Genomic DNA, 15,172 nt, shown 5'->3' on the forward strand with positions numbered 1-15,172 from the left:
CGATGGGACTCGCGTTCTCGCTCGCCGCCTGCTCCGGCGGACGTGGGGGCACGGATACAACGGCCGCATCATCCGATAACAAGGGAGCTCTTGTCGGAGTAGCCATGCCGACCAAGGTTTCCGAGCGTTGGATCAAGGATGGCAACGCCGTCAAGGACGACCTCGAAAAGCTCGGCTACAAGGTCGACCTCGAGTACGCCGACAACAAGATCCCGCAGCAGGTTCTTCAGGTGAGCAATATGATCACCAAGGGCGCGAAGATCCTGATCGTCGCGTCAATCGATGGTGGTTCGCTCAGCGACCAGCTCGATGCGGCAGCAAAGGCCGGTATCAAGGTCATCTCCTATGACCGCCTGCTCACCGGAAACAAGAACGTCGACTACTACGTCTCGTTCGACAACTACAAGGTCGGCGTCGACCAGGCGACCAGCCTGCTTACCGGCCTCGGGCTCGTCGATGCTGACGGAAAGAAGACCGACAAGAAAGGGCCGTTGAATGTCGAGCTCTTCGCCGGCAGCCCGGATGACAACAACGCAACGTTCTTCTTCAACGGAGCGATGGATACCCTCAAGCCGTACATCGCCGATGGGTCCATTGTCGTCAAGAGTGGCCAGACCGGCTTCACCCAGGTCGCCACGCTGCAGTGGGATCCGGCAACCGCCAAGGCTCGCATGCAGAACCTGATCGCGAAGTCCTACTCGGACGGGGCGACCCTCGACGGCGTTCTCTCGCCGTACGACGGCCTGTCGATCGGTATCATCTCGGCTCTGCAAGGTGCCGGTTACGGAACGTCCGCCAAGCCGCTGCCGGTCATCACCGGACAGGATGCCGAGGCTGCAACGGTCAAGTCGATCATCGCCGGCCAGCAGTACTCGACCATTTACAAGGACACGCGCCAACTCGCCGACCAGGCCTCTGTCATGGCCAACGACATCCTGACCGGCAAAAAGCCGGAAACGAACGACGACAAGACCTATAACAACAAGGTCATCACCGTTCCGACTTACCTGTTCCAGCCGACCGTGGTCACAAAGGCGAACTACCAGAAAGTACTCGTCGACAGCGGTTACTACACGGCGGCGCAACTCCAGTAGTTTCGCTTATCGACCAGCGCTGGCCGGCGGCTAACCCGCCGCCAGCGCTGTTTCGTTCATCCACTCTCTTCTATCTAAGGAAGAAGCAGAAAACGTGACGACCAACATTCTCGAGATGCAGAGCATCACGAAGACGTTTCCGGGCGTCAAGGCTTTGCAAAACGTCTCGCTCGGTGTCAAACGCGGCCATATTCATGCCATCTGTGGCGAGAATGGCGCAGGTAAATCAACCCTCATGAAGGTGCTCAGCGGCGTGTATCCCGCGGGCAGCTTCGACGGCCAGATCGTTTTCGAAGACGCGAGGGTCGATTTCAAGAACATCAACGATTCCGAGGCCGCTGGCGTCGTTATCATTCACCAGGAACTCGCGCTCAGTCCGTACCTCTCCATTGCTGAGAACATCTTTCTCGGCAATGAGCAACAGACGAATGGCTGGATCGACTGGAACAAGACCAACCTGGAGGCATCCAAACTGCTCGCGCGGGTGGGCCTCAAAGACAATCCGATCACCAAGATCACCGACATCGGCGTTGGCAAGCAGCAACTTGTCGAGATCGCAAAGGCGCTTTCCAAGCGAGTGAAGCTGCTTATTCTCGATGAGCCGACGGCCGCTCTCAACGACGAGGACTCGGCGCATTTGCTCGAGCTGATCAAACAGCTTCAGAGTCAAGGCATTACGTCGATCATCATTAGCCACAAATTGAATGAGATCAAGGCGATCGCCGACGAGGTGACGATCATCCGGGATGGACGCACGATCGAGACCCTCGACATGCACGCGGACGAAATCACCGAAGAGCGGATCATCAAGGGAATGGTCGGGCGCGAGCTCGAAAGTCGATACCCGGATCACACTCCGACGATTGGCGAGGAACTGTTGCGCGTCGAACACTGGAACGTGTTCCATCCGATCGATACGTCCCGCCAGATCGTCAAGGACGCCTCGATCTCCGTCCGTGCCGGCGAAATCGTCGGTATTGCTGGGCTTATGGGGGCAGGGCGCACCGAGCTTGCGATGAGCCTGTTCGGCAAGAGCTACGGCGTGAAGATCAGCGGAAAGGTCTTCAAGCGTGGCGTCGAAATCGATACGGGCACCGTGTCGAAGGCGATCCAGCATGGCATTGCCTATGCGACGGAAGACCGCAAACGCTACGGACTCAACCTCATCGACGACATCACCCGTAACGTGTCGGGATCGGCGCTCGGCAAGCTCGCGGGAATGTTTGGTTTCGTCGACGACCACAAGGAAGCAACCGTTGCCGGCAAGTACCTCAAGAGTTTGAACATCAAGGCGCCGAGTGTCGACTCGATCACCGGAAAACTGTCGGGTGGAAACCAGCAGAAAGTCGTGCTGTCGAAGTGGATGTACGCTGACCCCGAGGTGCTCATTCTCGATGAGCCGACGCGCGGTATCGACGTCGGCGCCAAGTACGAGATTTACACCATCATCAATCGGCTCGCCGATGAGGGCAAAGGCGTGATCATGATCTCGTCGGAGCTCCCAGAGCTCCTCGGCGTGTGCGACCGCATCTACACCCTCGCCGAGGGACGCATCACAGCAGATGTTCCGCGCTCGCAGGCGACCGCCGAATTCCTTATGCAGCACATGACAAGAGAGCGGGAGAAGTGCACCAGTGACAACGTCTAACGAATTGACGAAACCCGTCAGCGAGGCGAGGAGGGTACTGAACTATCTCACCGGCCAGCTTCGCCAGGTTGGCCTGTTCACCGCTCTGATCGTGATCGTGCTGTTTTTTCAGATCACGACCCACGGCATCACGCTACGCCCGATCAACGTTTCCAACCTCGTCATCCAGAACAGTTATATCCTGATCCTTGCGATCGGCATGGTGATGGTGATCATTGCCGGCCACATCGATCTCTCCGTTGGTTCGGTGGTGGCATTCGTCGGCGCCATGGCCGGGGTGATGATCACCGAGTGGCACATTGCGTGGCCGATCGCGATTGTGCTGTGCCTGATCCTCGGTGCGCTCGTGGGCGCCTGGCAGGGATTCTGGATCGCGTACTTCCGAATACCGGCCTTCATCGTCACTCTTGCCGGCATGCTGGTGTTTCGCGGGGCAGCGCAGATCGCGTTGCAAAATCAGCAGATATCGCCCTTCCCGGAGGCTTTTCGTCGGCTGGGATCCGGTTTTCTGCCAAGCTTCGGAACGAGTGGCTACGAGCCGCTTACGCTCGGTCTCGGTGTGCTCGCCTCGATCGTGCTGATCTTCGGCTCGCTTCGCCAGCGTTGGGCGCGCCACAAGTACGGGCTGGAGTCCGAGCCGCTCTGGTGGTTCATCCTCAAGCTGGCCTTTGGCGCATTCCTGATCATCTATATCGCCTTTTTGCTGGCGAGCTACAGCGGAACCCCGATCGTTCTGGTGATACTGGGCTTGCTCATCGTCGTCTATGCGGCGGTCATGGCGCGCTCCGTCTTCGGTCGTCACGTCTATGCCATCGGTGGAAACCTGCACGCGGCGGCCCTCTCCGGCGTGAAGACCAAGCGGGTCACCTTCCTGTTGTTCGTGAACATGGGCGTGATCTCGGCTCTCGCCGGGCTTGTCTTCACTGCCCAGCTGAACCTCGCGAGCCCGAGCGCCGGATCTGGTTTCGAGCTCGACTCGATCGCGGCTGTATTCATCGGAGGCGCCGCTGTCACCGGAGGCATCGGTACCGTCACGGGAGCCATCATCGGTGGACTCATTATCGGACTGCTCAACAACGGCATGTCGATTCTCGGCGTCGGCACGGAATACCAGTCCCTGATCAAGGGACTCGTCCTGCTGGCCGCCGTGGCATTCGACGTCTACAACAAGCGTCGCACCGGTGGTCGCTGAAAAGTAGGCGTGTAGCGAAGTAGCCTACGGCTGCATCGACTGGCGCGTATCTTCCAGCGCCAGTTCCACCAGCACCCGCATCGCCTCGCTGGCGGCGGCGGAGTCACTGGCGGCAATCGCATCAAGCACGCGGCGATGGTCAGGGATGGGATTGCGCGGCAGCGCTCGCTGGCGGTGTTTGAACTGCGTTGTCCAGCTCACTGCAGCGCATACGCTGGCGCTGAGTACGATGAGCGCATCGTTGCCGGTGGCAAGCAGAATGGCGTTATGAAAATCGCGATCGGCTAGTCGGCCTGCTTCGCTGGCGAGCGTGTGCCGGGTCATGCCGGCCAGTGCATCACGCATGCTTTTGAGGGCGGCCTTGTCACGTCGCTCCGCAGCAAGTGCTGCCGCGGCAGGTTCAACGATGGCACGAAGTTCGAACAGGCTGCGGACAAAGGCAATATCAGGTTGCCCCGCAAATGCCCAGCCCAGTACCTCCGGGTCGAGCAGATTCCAACGGTTTCTCGGTAGAACGCGGGTGCCAGCCTTGGGCCGACTTTCAACCAACCCTTTGGCGGCAAGAACCTGAATCGCCTCGCGGTACGCGCTTCGCGATACGTCCAGTAATTCGGAAAACACGATTTCTCCGGAGAGCACGTCACCCGGAAGATATTCGCCGGCCAGGATCGCGGCACCCAGCTTATGCGCAATCGCGCCGTACAGGCGTCGACCCGTCCCACGCGGCTCCCGGACAGGCTTGATGGGTTCTGTTGGCGCGGTCGTTTTGCTCAAGAGCTCATCCCTTCGTAACCATCAATGGCTTGCTTACCCGAGGGTCTCAGGAAAGCCGCCGGCATTGCAAAGCAAGCATACGCGACTTAATCTATTTGTCTGAGTAATTAATTGTGGTGAAACATAATGTTGAACGATGACAAGACCAAGCTGACCGGAGACACGAAAATTGAGTTTCGCTCGATAGATGCTGTAACCGGTCAGCCCTTTGGCTCAGTTTTCGAAACGGACGGAATCGCCGAGGTCAAAGCCGCTTGTTTGGCTGCGGAGGCCGCGTTCGACGCATACCGTGCGACTGATGCTGAAGCCCGGGCCGTTTTTCTCGAACGTATCGGTGCCGAAATTCTAGCATTGGGTGACGATCTGATAGTGACTGCGATACGGGAAAGTGGCCTTACACGTATGCGTCTTGAAGGAGAGCGCGGCCGCACCGTAGCGCAGCTGAAGCTGTTTGCCGGAGTGCTGAGGCGTGGCGACTGGATGGGTTTGCGCATTGACCCGGTTGCGAGTGGGCCAACACCCTCGGCACGAACCGATCTGCGGTTGCGGAGGATTCCGCTCGGGCCGGTCGCGGTGTTTGGTGCGTCGAATTTTCCGCTCGCTTTCTCCACGGCCGGTGGCGACACCGCTTCGGCGCTTGCGGCAGGTTGCACGGTCATCGTCAAGGGCCATCCCGCCCATCCTGCCACCGGCGCGATGGTCGCCGGTGCCATACATGACGCGGTGAAGGCCTGCGGCCTGCCGTCGGGTGTGTTTTCGCATCTCGTTGGCCCGGGCATCGAACTGGGCGCTGCGCTGGTCAAGGATCCCGCCATAGCCGCGGTGGGCTTTACCGGATCGCGTGCCGGTGGGCTGGCGCTGGTCAAACTGGCGCAATTGCGTGATGTCCCCATTCCCGTTTACGCGGAGATGTCGAGCATCAATCCCGTGCTGCTGTTGCCAAAAGCACTGCGCGCGCGCGGTGCTGAGCTTGGTGCGGCCTTTGTAGGATCGTTGACCATGGGCGCAGGGCAGTTTTGTACCAATCCAGGCCTGTTGCTGGCGATCGAGGGCGACGGACTTGAGGCTTTCGTATCGGCTGCCACTGAAGCTATTTCCGCAGTTGCTGCGCAGACGATGTTGACCGGTGCCATTCACTCCGCCTACGAACAATCCATCAATACGCTTCAGCACCATGACAAGGTACGGGCCATAGCCCAGGGACCCGCCGGGGGGGGCGTCAATGACGGTCGCGCCACGTTCTTTTCGACCAGCGGTCAGTCGTTTTTGTCCGACAAGGCGCTTGGGCAAGAGATATTCGGCGCGTCTTCATTGCTGGTTTGCTGCGCTGATGAAGCGGAACTGCGGTCGGTATTGGCGGCGGCGGAGGGACAGCTGACAACGACGCTGCAGATGGATGACGGCGATACCGAAATGGCCGCAGCGCTGATTCCGTTGCTGGAGAGAAAAAGCGGACGCATTGTGGTCAACGGCTGGCCAACCGGTGTGGAGGTTACCCATGCGATGGTGCACGGCGGACCGTATCCGGCGACCTCCGATGGACGTTCCACCTCAGTGGGCAGTCTCGCCATCGACCGCTTTCTGCGGCCGGTTTCCTATCAGAACTTCTCGCCCCGATTGCTGCCCAGCGTGCTACGCGATGACGCCGGCTCACCGCGACTGCTGGACGGGATCCCGACTCACTAGATTACCCGCTCCGTATCCCATGCCTTACCGCGCTCCGGAAACCTGCGAGTGCCGCAACCCTATGAAGAGAGAAACGACATGACCTTGCGCCTTTTGCAACATTGTGACGCAGGCGGCAATCGCTCTGTGATCGCCTCCACCGGCAACGGCGACGCTTTCGTGGTCGGCGTCGATAGCGTGAGATCGCTGGCGAACCTGGCGATCGCCATGGGCACCGATCTCGCTGGCGCGGTGGCGGATTGCGGTTTCGGGGAAACCGTGCACATCGCCGCCGAACTGGCCGGTGGCCGGCTGCTGGCGCCGATCGATCACCCGGACGCAGCGCATCTGTTCATGACCGGCACGGGCCTCACCCACCTGGGCTCCGCCGAAGGACGCGACAAGATGCACCGTGAGGCTGCTGCGGCTCAGACGCAAACGGATTCGATGCGGATATTTCTCGAAGGTGTCGAGGGCGGCAAGCCTGCTCCCGGCCAGCTCGGGTGCCAGCCGGAATGGTTCTACAAAGGCAACGGAACTGGCCTCGTCGGCCCGGGCGAGCCACTGACATCACCATCTTTCGCGAAAGATGGTGGTGAAGAGCCTGAATTGGCGGGTATTTACCTGATTGGCGAAGACGGGACGCCTTTTCGCCTCGGCGTTTGCCTCGCCAATGAGTTCAGTGATCATGTCACCGAACGCCACAATTACCTCTGGCTAGCGCACTCCAAGCTGAGGCAGGCGGCACTGGGACCCGAATTGCTTGTCGGTCCGCTGCCGGCGCAGATAAAAGGCACCAGCCGCATCCGTCGTGGCGGCGCGGTTCTTTGGGAAAAGCCGTTCCTGTCCGGCGAGGAAAACATGTCGCACAGTTTCGCCAACTTGGAGGCGCATCATTTCAAGTACGACGTGTTTAGACAGCCAGGCGATATCCATGTCCATTTTTTTGGTACCGCCACACTGTCGTTCTCCGAAGGAATAAAAACGCAAGTGGGCGATCAGTTCGAGATCGAGGCTGCACCTTTCACCCTGCCGCTATGCAATAGGCTGGCGCTCGCTTCTGCGCAAACTTTCATCATCAAGGCGCTCTGAGCATGGGCCCGATACGTGTTGCGGTGGTTGGCATGGGCAAGATCGCTTGCGATCAACACCTTCCTGCCATCGCAGGCAATGCGGCTTTTCGTCTTACGGCAGTGGTTAGCCCTGGCGCTCCGGGCATCGAAGGCGTCGCTTGTTGCGAGAGCCTTGAAGCATTATTCAGGGACGGCCCAGCGGTCGACGCCGTTGTCATTTGCACCCCGCCGCAAGTTCGTTACGAGCTGGCTCGGGAAGCACTGGTGCAGGGTGTTCACGTCTTTCTCGAAAAGCCTCCAGGCGCGACACTGGCCGAAGTTGCGGCACTGGAGGAACAGGCAAGCGCAAACGGCTTGACCCTGTTTGCCGGCTGGCATTCGCGTTATGCCGCCGGGGTGGAGCCGGCGCGTGCGTGGCTCGCCGATCGGCGTATCGACAACGTTTCGATTAGCTGGCGAGAGAACGTTCGTGTCTGGCATCCGGGACAGGCTTGGATCTGGGAACCGGGTGGTCTGGGAGTGTTCGATCCCGGCATCAATGCGTTGTCGATCGTCACGCGTATCCTGCCGCGAGCGTTCTTCCTTCGCTCCGCGGTCCTCTCGACGCCGGTCAATCGCGCTGCGCCGATCGCCGCCAAGATGAGGTTCAACGATACCGCCGGTGTCGAGATATCGATGGATCTCGACTGGCGTCAGACGGGTCCGCAGAGTTGGGATATCGTGGTCGAGACCGATGCGGGCAGGCTAAAACTCACCAAAGGTGGGGCCGTTTTGGAGCTGCCCAGTAGCATCGAGCATGGTGAGGATGGTGAATACCCGGGGTTGTATGCGCGCTTTGCGACGCTGATTCACAGCGGTTGCAGCGATGTTGATACGACTCCGCTGCGCCTGGTCGCCGACGCCTTCCTGCGTGGGCATCGCGAAACCGTCGAGGCGTTCGACGACTGACATTCGGGTCTTGCACATCTGCTACACGTAACTGGGCAAGCAGTATCCCGAAACACCACGGTAAGCTGTGCGCCAGACCATGGATGCAATTGCCGCGACCGACCGTTGATTTTCCTCTGCTATTATTGGCGGTCGTAAACCCGGTATGAGCCAACCCATGATCGAGACCAATCCTATCCTTGCGCAGATTGCGGACCTCAGCGGCCGCGTCGAGTCGCTTCGGGGGTATCTTTGACTACGCCACCAAGCGTGAGCGTCTCGAAGAAGTAACCCGCGAGCTGGAAAGCCCCACCGTGTGGGACGATCCGGCACGCGCACAGGAGCTTGGCCGCGAGCGTGCCCGGCTCGATACCATCGTCAGCGGCATCGACACCTTGACGGCCGGCCTCACTGACGGCAACGAACTGCTGCAGATGGCGATCGCCGACAACGACGAGGAAACCGCGCAGTCAGTGGTGACCGACGTCGCCAGGCTCGACGGACAGATCAGCAAGCTGGAATTCCAGCGCATGTTCTCCGGCAAGATGGATGCGACCAATGCATTCGTCGACATCCAGGCCGGTGCCGGCGGCACCGAGGCGCAGGACTGGGCCGAGATGCTGCTGCGCATGTACCTGCGCTGGTGCGAATCGCGCGGCTGGCAGACCGAATTGATGGAAGTTTCCGGTGGCGACGTCGCCGGCATCAAGTCCGCCACGTTTCGCGTGGAGGGCGATTACGCCTACGGCTGGCTGAAGACCGAAATCGGTGTCCACCGTCTGGTGCGCAAGTCGCCTTTCGATTCGGACAATCGCCGCCATACCAGTTTCACCTCGGTGTTCGTGTCGCCCGAAGTCGATGACGACATCGATATCGACATCAACCCAGCCGATCTGCGCACGGACGTTTATCGTTCATCCGGCGCTGGCGGCCAGCACGTCAACAAGACGGAGTCGGCCGTGCGTATCACGCATATCCCGACCAATACGGTAGTGGCCTGCCAGACCGGCCGCAGTCAGCACGCTAACCGCGCCACGGCGATGAAGATGTTGGCTGCCAAGTTGTACGAACTGGAAGTGCAGAAGCGCAACGTCGAACGCGATGCACTGGAAGCAACCAAGTCCGACATCGGCTGGGGCAGCCAGATTCGCAACTATGTGCTCGACCAGAGTCGCATCAAGGATCTGCGCACTGGCATCGAACGCACCGATACGCAGAAGGTACTGGACGGCGATCTGGACGAATTTATCGAGGCCAGCCTGAAATCCGGCCTTGAAGCGGGTTCGAAACGCAGCGATGCGTAAGTACTGACCCGTTGAATCGGCCCGATCACCATCAAGGAGCCCCAGCATGAACAGCAAGAAGATCTGCGGGATCCTTGTTGCCTGCACGGTGTTTGCGACATTCAGCCATGCGGTAAACGCACAGCAGGGTACCGCCGGCCAGGATATCAAGCATGATGCGAGGGCTACCGGGAAAGGCATTGGCAATGGCGCTCGTGACATCGGGCACGCGACCAAGCACGTGACCACATCGGTCGGGCATGGTGCGAAAGAAGCCGGAATCGGTATCGGTCATGGAGCGCGCGACGGCTGGAATGCGACCAGGCATGCGGTCAAGCACGTGTTTCACAAGGGCGATTGACGGGCGATGTCGTTCTGAAGAAAAAGCTCCCCATTTTTGTTTGCAACCCAACCATAAACAGAGAAATGTCCGCCGCTCGGCGTGCGCGCCGGCAGCAAGGGAATCCCCATGAGTGAACCGACTGACACCCCACCTATCGATGAAAACAAGCTGATCGCCGAGCGTCGCGAGAAACTGACCGCGCTGCGCGGGCAGGGCATCGCGTTTCCGAACGATTTCAAGATCGACAGCTTTACCGGTGACCTGCAGACCGAGTTTGCGGATAAGGACGTCCAGACGGCCGAAGTGATCGAGGCGGCAGCGCGGCGGGTGAAGGTGGCGGGCCGTATCGTGCTCAAGCGCGTGCAGGGCAAGGTCAGCTTCGTGCAGCTGCAGGATTATACTGGCCGCATCCAGCTGTTCATCCACCAGGGCACGGTGGGCGAGACTTACGAAGCGTTCAAGGGCTGGGACGTCGGCGACATCATCGGCGCCGAAGGTGTACTGATGCGCACCAAGACCGGCGAACTTTCCGTGCGTGCCGACAGCATCCGCCTGCTGACCAAGAGCTTGCGTCCGTTGCCGGACAAGTTTCATGGCCTGGCCGACGTGGAACAGCGCTATCGCCAGCGTTACGTCGATCTGATCGTCACCGAAGAAGCGCGACGCACCTTCGTGACGCGCTCGAAGATCATCGGTTTCATGCGCCAGTGGCTGGAGGCCGCGCCGCGTCGCTTCATGGAAGTCGAGACGCCGATGATGCACGTGATTCCCGGCGGCGCCACGGCGAAGCCATTCATCACGCATCACAACGCATTGGATATGGATCTGTATCTGCGCGTGGCGCCGGAGCTTTACCTGAAGCGGCTGGTGGTCGGTGGATTCGACCGCGTCTACGAGATCAATCGCAATTTCCGCAACGAGGGCGTGTCGACCCGGCACAATCCCGAGTTCACCATGCTGGAGCTGTACCAGGCGTACGCCACGTACCACGAGATCATGGATATCACCGAGTCGGTGATCCGCGATACCGCACGGAGCGTGCTCGGTACCACTCAGCTGACCTGGGATGGCGCCGAGATCGACGTCGGCCCGGCATTCCGCCGTTGGCGCATGGAAGACGCGGTGCTCGAGCACAACCCCGAGATCAGGCGTGAAGAGCTGCGCGATCGCGAAGCGATGGCAGCGCACGCGAAGCGGCTGCACGTGCAGGTGAAGCCCGGTTACGGCTGGGGCAAGCTGCTGCTGGAGATTTTCGAGAAGACCGTCGAACACACGCTGATCCAGCCGACCTTCATCACCGATCACCCGGTCGAGGTGTCGCCGCTGGCGCGCGAGAGCGACACCGACAAGGGCATCACCGACCGCTTCGAGTTGTTCGTCAACGGCAAGGAGCTGGCGAACGGTTTCTCCGAGTTGAACGATCCGGAAGATCAGGCCGCACGCTTCCAAGCGCAGGTCGACGCCAAGGATTCAGGCGACGATGAAGCCATGCACTTCGACGCCGACTACATTCGCGCGCTCGAAGTTGGCCTGCCGCCCACCGGCGGCCTGGGCATCGGCATCGACCGATTGGTGATGCTACTGACCGGATCCGCATCCATCCGCGATGTGCTGCTGTTCCCGTACATGCGCCCGGAGGCCTGAGCGCCATTCCCAGAGCCATCGCCGTGCGTCTCTGCGGGCACCGCGATGTGCGCCGGTTCGGAGATATGCTGCCGCACGGTGGCCATGCGGTGTGTTACATAGCGTCCTCGCGTACCTGGCCAATCCGCAGGAACCTGTTGCGCTTCAGTCGCAGGAACGGCTTCTCGACCAGTTGATAGGTCGTCGCCGAAACCAGCAACGTGGCGCCTGCCATGTAGATGAACAGCATGAAGTTGGGCAGATACTCAGCCAGCTGTGTATCGGACGGCTGAATGTTCAGTCGCAGCACGAGCATAACGATAAACACGGCGTGCCATAGATAGATCGAATACGACCACAGGCCGATCCGATGCAGCAGCGGATTGACTACCAACTTGCGGAAAGCCGGTTGCAGGTCGATCACCGCGATCAGGAATACCGCCCATAGGATCGACAGATACAGGTAATGCTTGTACCAGTGCACGAACTGCGATACGCCAAATAGGCGCAGGCCGCGAAGCGTGATCGCATCGAGCAGCACCAGTGCGCCAAGCGCAGCGAGCGTGCCCAGCCAGAGGCGCCTTTTCCCATCCATGCCGCGCAACGCGGCGCCATGACGGTGGTGCAACCAAGCCGCGGCGATGCCCACGGCAAACTGTGGCCAACGGCCTAGTAGGGAGTTGCGCTGGGCGGCCCAGAAGCCGGCTGCTGTCGGAGAGGCGATTTTCAGATAGCAGAAGCACAAGCATGCCAGTACGGCTACGATCACCATGCGCCCCCATCGCTGGCGGGCCAGCCAGACCAGGATTGGCAATGCCAGGTAGAACTGGACTTCGACGACCAGGCTCCACCAGACGATGCCGAACGAGCCCATGGCAGCGAGGCCGATGTTTTGGAACACGGCTGCATGCAGCGCTGTCTGCCAGCCCCCACCCCAGGCCGCGCCGACCAATACAACGAGGTAGTACATAGGCAGGATGCGCAGCGCGCGATTCCCGAAAAACTGCCCGAGCGCAAGCGGGCTTCCGCGAAAAAAAGGCAGCGACAACAGAAAGCCGCTCAGGACGAAAAACAGATCCACGCCGGTGCTGCCGCCGAACAGCAGGGCCGTGGCGAAATGAGCGTGTGGGTCAGGCGCATAACCGCGCAGTGAGCCGAGGAAGTGGTAGAAGAAAACCAGGGTGATGGCGATGCCGCGCAGCGATTCGCACTCGCTCAGCCGATCGTGCCGATCATCGGTCATGTTCAAGCAATTCCTTCATGCAAGGTCGGGCGATGGGCTTACGCTGGGGCGATTTCATCTAGAATCCGCAGATTCTACCTGCTACGCGAGTCTGTCCATCATGTGGTACGCGATCATCGCGGAAGATCATTCCGGCTCGCTGGAGCAGCGCTTGGCCGCACGCCCGGCGCATCTCGACCGCCTCAACGCCCTGCAGGACCAAGGCCGCATGCTGCTGGCAGGCCCGTTTCCGGCGATCGAATCGGAGAACCCCGGCCCGGCAGGCTTCACCGGCAGTCTGATCGTCGCCGAGTTCCCATCGCAGGACGAAGCAGAAGCTTGGGCAGGAGCCGATCCCTACGTGGCTGCCGGCGTCTACGCTCGTGTGACGGTCAAGCCATTCCGCAAGACGCTGCCGTGAGCGCGGCCGTGGTCGAAGAGATCCGTAGGCGGCTTGCGGAGGCATTGCTTCCCGTCGTGCTGGAGGTGTTCGACGAAGGCCACAAGCACGCCGGGCATGCGAACGCGGGCAAGGGTCACTACCACGTGCGCATAGTCAGTGCTGCGTTTGCCGGCATGCTACCGCTCAAGCGCCATCGCACGGTCTATGCAGCGCTCGATGGGTTGATGGACAACGGCATTCACGCGTTGTCGATCGATGCCTTTGCGCCATCGGAGTGAGCGCATGTCATGTCGCCCGTAGCTGGTCGCATGCAAGGTGACGGCTATCCAAGTATTGCGCACATGAATCCGCCGGCCGCACTTGCGCCGGCATGGTGGCAGCCATCCTCCAGGCAGGTTCGCTGGCTCGCGTGGCTGACGACGTGCTGCTTCATCGCTTTCTATGCCCGGTACGTCGTTGCCCACAGCGACTTCGACAACGAGGACCTCAACAATTTCCTGCTGATGCGGACGTCGGGTTTCTGGCAGTTCCTGCTGACGTCGACCAATGTGCATTTTGTGCCTGGACACCGGCTGCTGACCTGGTTGTCCTATTCGATCGCGCCGATGAACTTCGTGTTCGCCGTCGGCCTGCTGATGCTTTTTCAGCTGGGTTCGGCGACCTACCTGTACCGCATTCTCGGCTTCATGCGAATCGGCAGCGGCCAACCGTTGTGGCTGGCGATCTACTGCTGCTCCAACTTGGTGGCGTTCGGACTGATCTGGTGGGCGCATGCGCAGCATCGCGCCCCTTACGTGTTCCTGGATTTATGCGCGATCCATTACTACCTGGTCTGGTTGCGTCAGGGCGGCCGGTGCCAGCTGGTGTGGCTCGGGCTTGCCTATCTCGGCGCATTGTGTTTTTACGAGAAGGCCGTATTCATCCCACTGCATATGTTGGCTTTCGGCCTGCTGCTGCACGAGGGTGACTTCTTCAGGCCACTGTTGCGCAAGGTCTGGCCACCGCTGATTCTGCTGGCGCTGTCTGCCGTTTATGTCGTCGTCTATCTGGCCACTCACCAGCCGCATCTGCCGGAGGACTCTCGCAAGCTGATTGGGACACTACCCGAAGCCGCTGTGCGCGCACATCTCGCCAGCCTGGCTCCCGCGGGCAATCAGGCCGAACTGGCGCAGCGGGCCTTCAGCAGCGAATGCGGGTTTCTGAAGATGTTGGCCTCGTCGGTGACCGGGCTCAGCGTTGAAGGCGACTGGGACGTTCCCAGGCACGGCCTTTCGGTGCGGCTGGTCCTGATCTCCGCACTTTACCTGTCACTGGCCGGCTGGACTGCATGGCGGGTACGTGACGGCTGGAAGCTGATGCTGGGCATGTTGGTTGTTGCTGGTGCGGATTTCCTGCCGTTGGCGCTGTCCGATCGTGGCACGATCTGGGGCGGCGTGATCCTACATCAGTACCGCTACTACTATGAAGAGCTGCACCTGCTCGTGATCTTTGGCGGCCTGTGGACGATGCGCGTGCTGGCCAATTGCCCCTTGCCGCAGGAAAAGTCCCGGCTGCGGTTGCTCGCCAGTCTTGCGCTGCTGTGCTACGCGTCCTTGAATGTGATGAACCTGTGGCACGCGGGGCAGCGCTCGTCCGGTTCGATGCTGTCGTACTACCGGGCGACTCATTTGTACATGGCGCATTTGCGGCACGACCTGTCGCGCCTCCAAGAACCGGCTCCCGTCTTCGAGAACAGCGCGGTGCCTGGCCACCTGTCGGTGTTCGGCCTGATCCGCGATACCCGCGTGCTGGTGCCGCTGTTCGTTCCGGGCAGCCGCTTCGACGTGGATGCGCCGGTGCGCTATCGCGTTAGCGGCGACGGCCACGTGGAACGGCTTGAGCGGAATAAACCGTCACCGGGCAGTGGCTGAGTCGAGGGTCGCCGG

General features: G+C 60.4%; 14 protein-coding genes. 12 read left to right on the forward strand and 2 right to left on the reverse strand.

What is annotated here, in order from left to right:
* Nucleotides 1-104 precede the first annotated feature (104 nt).
* The 3 genes from chvE (at nt 105) to mmsB (ending at nt 3,934) form a co-directional block, all read left to right on the forward strand.
* Entirely contained in the window at nt 105-1,094 is a 990-nt protein-coding gene (gene chvE / locus HDE80_RS16285; protein ID WP_304625918.1) for a multiple monosaccharide ABC transporter substrate-binding protein, read from the forward strand.
* A gap of 94 nt (nt 1,095-1,188) precedes the next feature.
* Nucleotides 1,189-2,742 (forward strand): multiple monosaccharide ABC transporter ATP-binding protein, encoded by a 1,554-nt coding sequence (mmsA, locus tag HDE80_RS16290; RefSeq protein ID WP_184604298.1) that lies wholly within the window; start codon nt 1,189-1,191, stop codon nt 2,740-2,742.
* The gene (gene mmsB, locus HDE80_RS16295; protein ID WP_345776469.1) at nt 2,729-3,934 is read left to right on the forward strand and encodes a multiple monosaccharide ABC transporter permease; all 1,206 of its coding nucleotides are present in this window, start codon (nt 2,729-2,731) and stop codon (nt 3,932-3,934) included. The genes mmsA and mmsB overlap by 14 nt, the downstream gene beginning before the upstream one ends.
* A gap of 24 nt (nt 3,935-3,958) precedes the next feature.
* Here mmsB and HDE80_RS16300 read toward each other — a convergent pair whose 3' ends face one another.
* On the reverse strand, nt 3,959-4,708 hold the full coding sequence (locus HDE80_RS16300; RefSeq protein ID WP_184604300.1) for a FadR/GntR family transcriptional regulator: 750 nt from the start codon (nt 4,706-4,708) through the stop codon (nt 3,959-3,961).
* Between the two features lie 126 nt (nt 4,709-4,834).
* Here HDE80_RS16300 and HDE80_RS16305 point away from each other — a divergent pair, with 126 nt between their 5' ends.
* The 6 genes from HDE80_RS16305 (at nt 4,835) to lysS (ending at nt 11,643) form a co-directional block, all read left to right on the forward strand.
* A complete protein-coding gene (locus tag HDE80_RS16305) occupies nt 4,835-6,394 on the forward strand; it encodes an aldehyde dehydrogenase (NADP(+)) (protein ID WP_184672656.1) in 1,560 nt (519 codons plus the stop codon).
* Between the two features lie 78 nt (nt 6,395-6,472).
* On the forward strand, nt 6,473-7,465 hold the full coding sequence (araD1, locus tag HDE80_RS16310) for an AraD1 family protein (RefSeq protein ID WP_184672658.1): 993 nt from the start codon (nt 6,473-6,475) through the stop codon (nt 7,463-7,465).
* 2 nt (nt 7,466-7,467) lie between these two features.
* On the forward strand, nt 7,468-8,394 hold the full coding sequence (locus HDE80_RS16315) for a Gfo/Idh/MocA family oxidoreductase (protein ID WP_184672660.1): 927 nt from the start codon (nt 7,468-7,470) through the stop codon (nt 8,392-8,394).
* 157 nt (nt 8,395-8,551) lie between these two features.
* Nucleotides 8,552-9,677, forward strand: a protein-coding gene (prfB, locus tag HDE80_RS16320; protein ID WP_184672662.1) for a peptide chain release factor 2 whose coding sequence is annotated in 2 segments (ribosomal slippage) — nt 8,552-8,626 and nt 8,628-9,677 — 1,125 coding nt in all. Because the reading frame shifts where the segments join, the coding sequence is not laid out codon by codon here.
* A 46-nt stretch (nt 9,678-9,723) separates the two neighbouring features.
* Nucleotides 9,724-10,017: a hypothetical protein gene (locus HDE80_RS16325; RefSeq protein ID WP_184672664.1), complete on the forward strand. Its 294-nt coding sequence runs from the start codon at nt 9,724-9,726 to the stop codon at nt 10,015-10,017.
* A 108-nt stretch (nt 10,018-10,125) separates the two neighbouring features.
* A complete protein-coding gene (gene lysS / locus HDE80_RS16330; RefSeq protein WP_184672666.1) occupies nt 10,126-11,643 on the forward strand; it encodes a lysine--tRNA ligase in 1,518 nt (505 codons plus the stop codon).
* Nucleotides 11,644-11,737: 94 nt separating this feature from the next.
* Here lysS and HDE80_RS16335 read toward each other — a convergent pair whose 3' ends face one another.
* Nucleotides 11,738-12,865, reverse strand: a complete 1,128-nt coding sequence (locus HDE80_RS16335) for an acyltransferase (RefSeq protein WP_184672668.1) — start codon at nt 12,863-12,865, stop codon at nt 11,738-11,740.
* A gap of 100 nt (nt 12,866-12,965) precedes the next feature.
* Here HDE80_RS16335 and HDE80_RS16340 point away from each other — a divergent pair, with 100 nt between their 5' ends.
* From HDE80_RS16340 to HDE80_RS16350, 3 genes are read left to right on the forward strand one after another with little or no spacing between them, the layout of a single operon-like run.
* Nucleotides 12,966-13,265, forward strand: a complete 300-nt coding sequence (locus HDE80_RS16340; RefSeq protein ID WP_184672670.1) for a YciI family protein — start codon at nt 12,966-12,968, stop codon at nt 13,263-13,265.
* Nucleotides 13,262-13,525 carry a BolA family protein gene (locus tag HDE80_RS22235; RefSeq protein ID WP_184672672.1) on the forward strand — a complete coding sequence of 88 codons (264 nt, stop codon included), beginning with the start codon at nt 13,262-13,264 and terminating at the stop codon, nt 13,523-13,525. The genes HDE80_RS16340 and HDE80_RS22235 overlap by 4 nt, the downstream gene beginning before the upstream one ends.
* Nucleotides 13,526-13,534: 9 nt before the next feature.
* Entirely contained in the window at nt 13,535-15,157 is a 1,623-nt protein-coding gene (locus HDE80_RS16350; RefSeq protein ID WP_184672674.1) for a hypothetical protein, read from the forward strand.
* Nucleotides 15,158-15,172: the final 15 nt, after the last annotated feature.

It is taken from the genome of Rhodanobacter sp. A1T4, assembly GCF_014207185.1.
Classification (GTDB): Bacteria; Pseudomonadota; Gammaproteobacteria; order Xanthomonadales; family Rhodanobacteraceae; genus Rhodanobacter.

Coding starts and splice junctions, on each gene's coding strand:
- HDE80_RS16315 (WP_184672660.1), top strand. CDS start 7,468: ATGGGCCCGATACGTGTTGCGGTGGTTGGCATGGGCAAGATCGCTTGC.
- HDE80_RS16350 (WP_184672674.1), top strand. CDS start 13,535: ATGTCGCCCGTAGCTGGTCGCATGCAAGGTGACGGCTATCCAAGTATT.
- HDE80_RS16305 (WP_184672656.1), top strand. CDS start 4,835: ATGTTGAACGATGACAAGACCAAGCTGACCGGAGACACGAAAATTGAG.
- lysS (WP_184672666.1), top strand. CDS start 10,126: ATGAGTGAACCGACTGACACCCCACCTATCGATGAAAACAAGCTGATC.
- araD1 (WP_184672658.1), top strand. CDS start 6,473: ATGACCTTGCGCCTTTTGCAACATTGTGACGCAGGCGGCAATCGCTCT.
- chvE (WP_304625918.1), top strand. CDS start 105: ATGCCGACCAAGGTTTCCGAGCGTTGGATCAAGGATGGCAACGCCGTC.
- HDE80_RS16340 (WP_184672670.1), top strand. CDS start 12,966: ATGTGGTACGCGATCATCGCGGAAGATCATTCCGGCTCGCTGGAGCAG.
- HDE80_RS16325 (WP_184672664.1), top strand. CDS start 9,724: ATGAACAGCAAGAAGATCTGCGGGATCCTTGTTGCCTGCACGGTGTTT.
- HDE80_RS16335 (WP_184672668.1), bottom strand. CDS start 12,865: ATGACCGATGATCGGCACGATCGGCTGAGCGAGTGCGAATCGCTGCGC.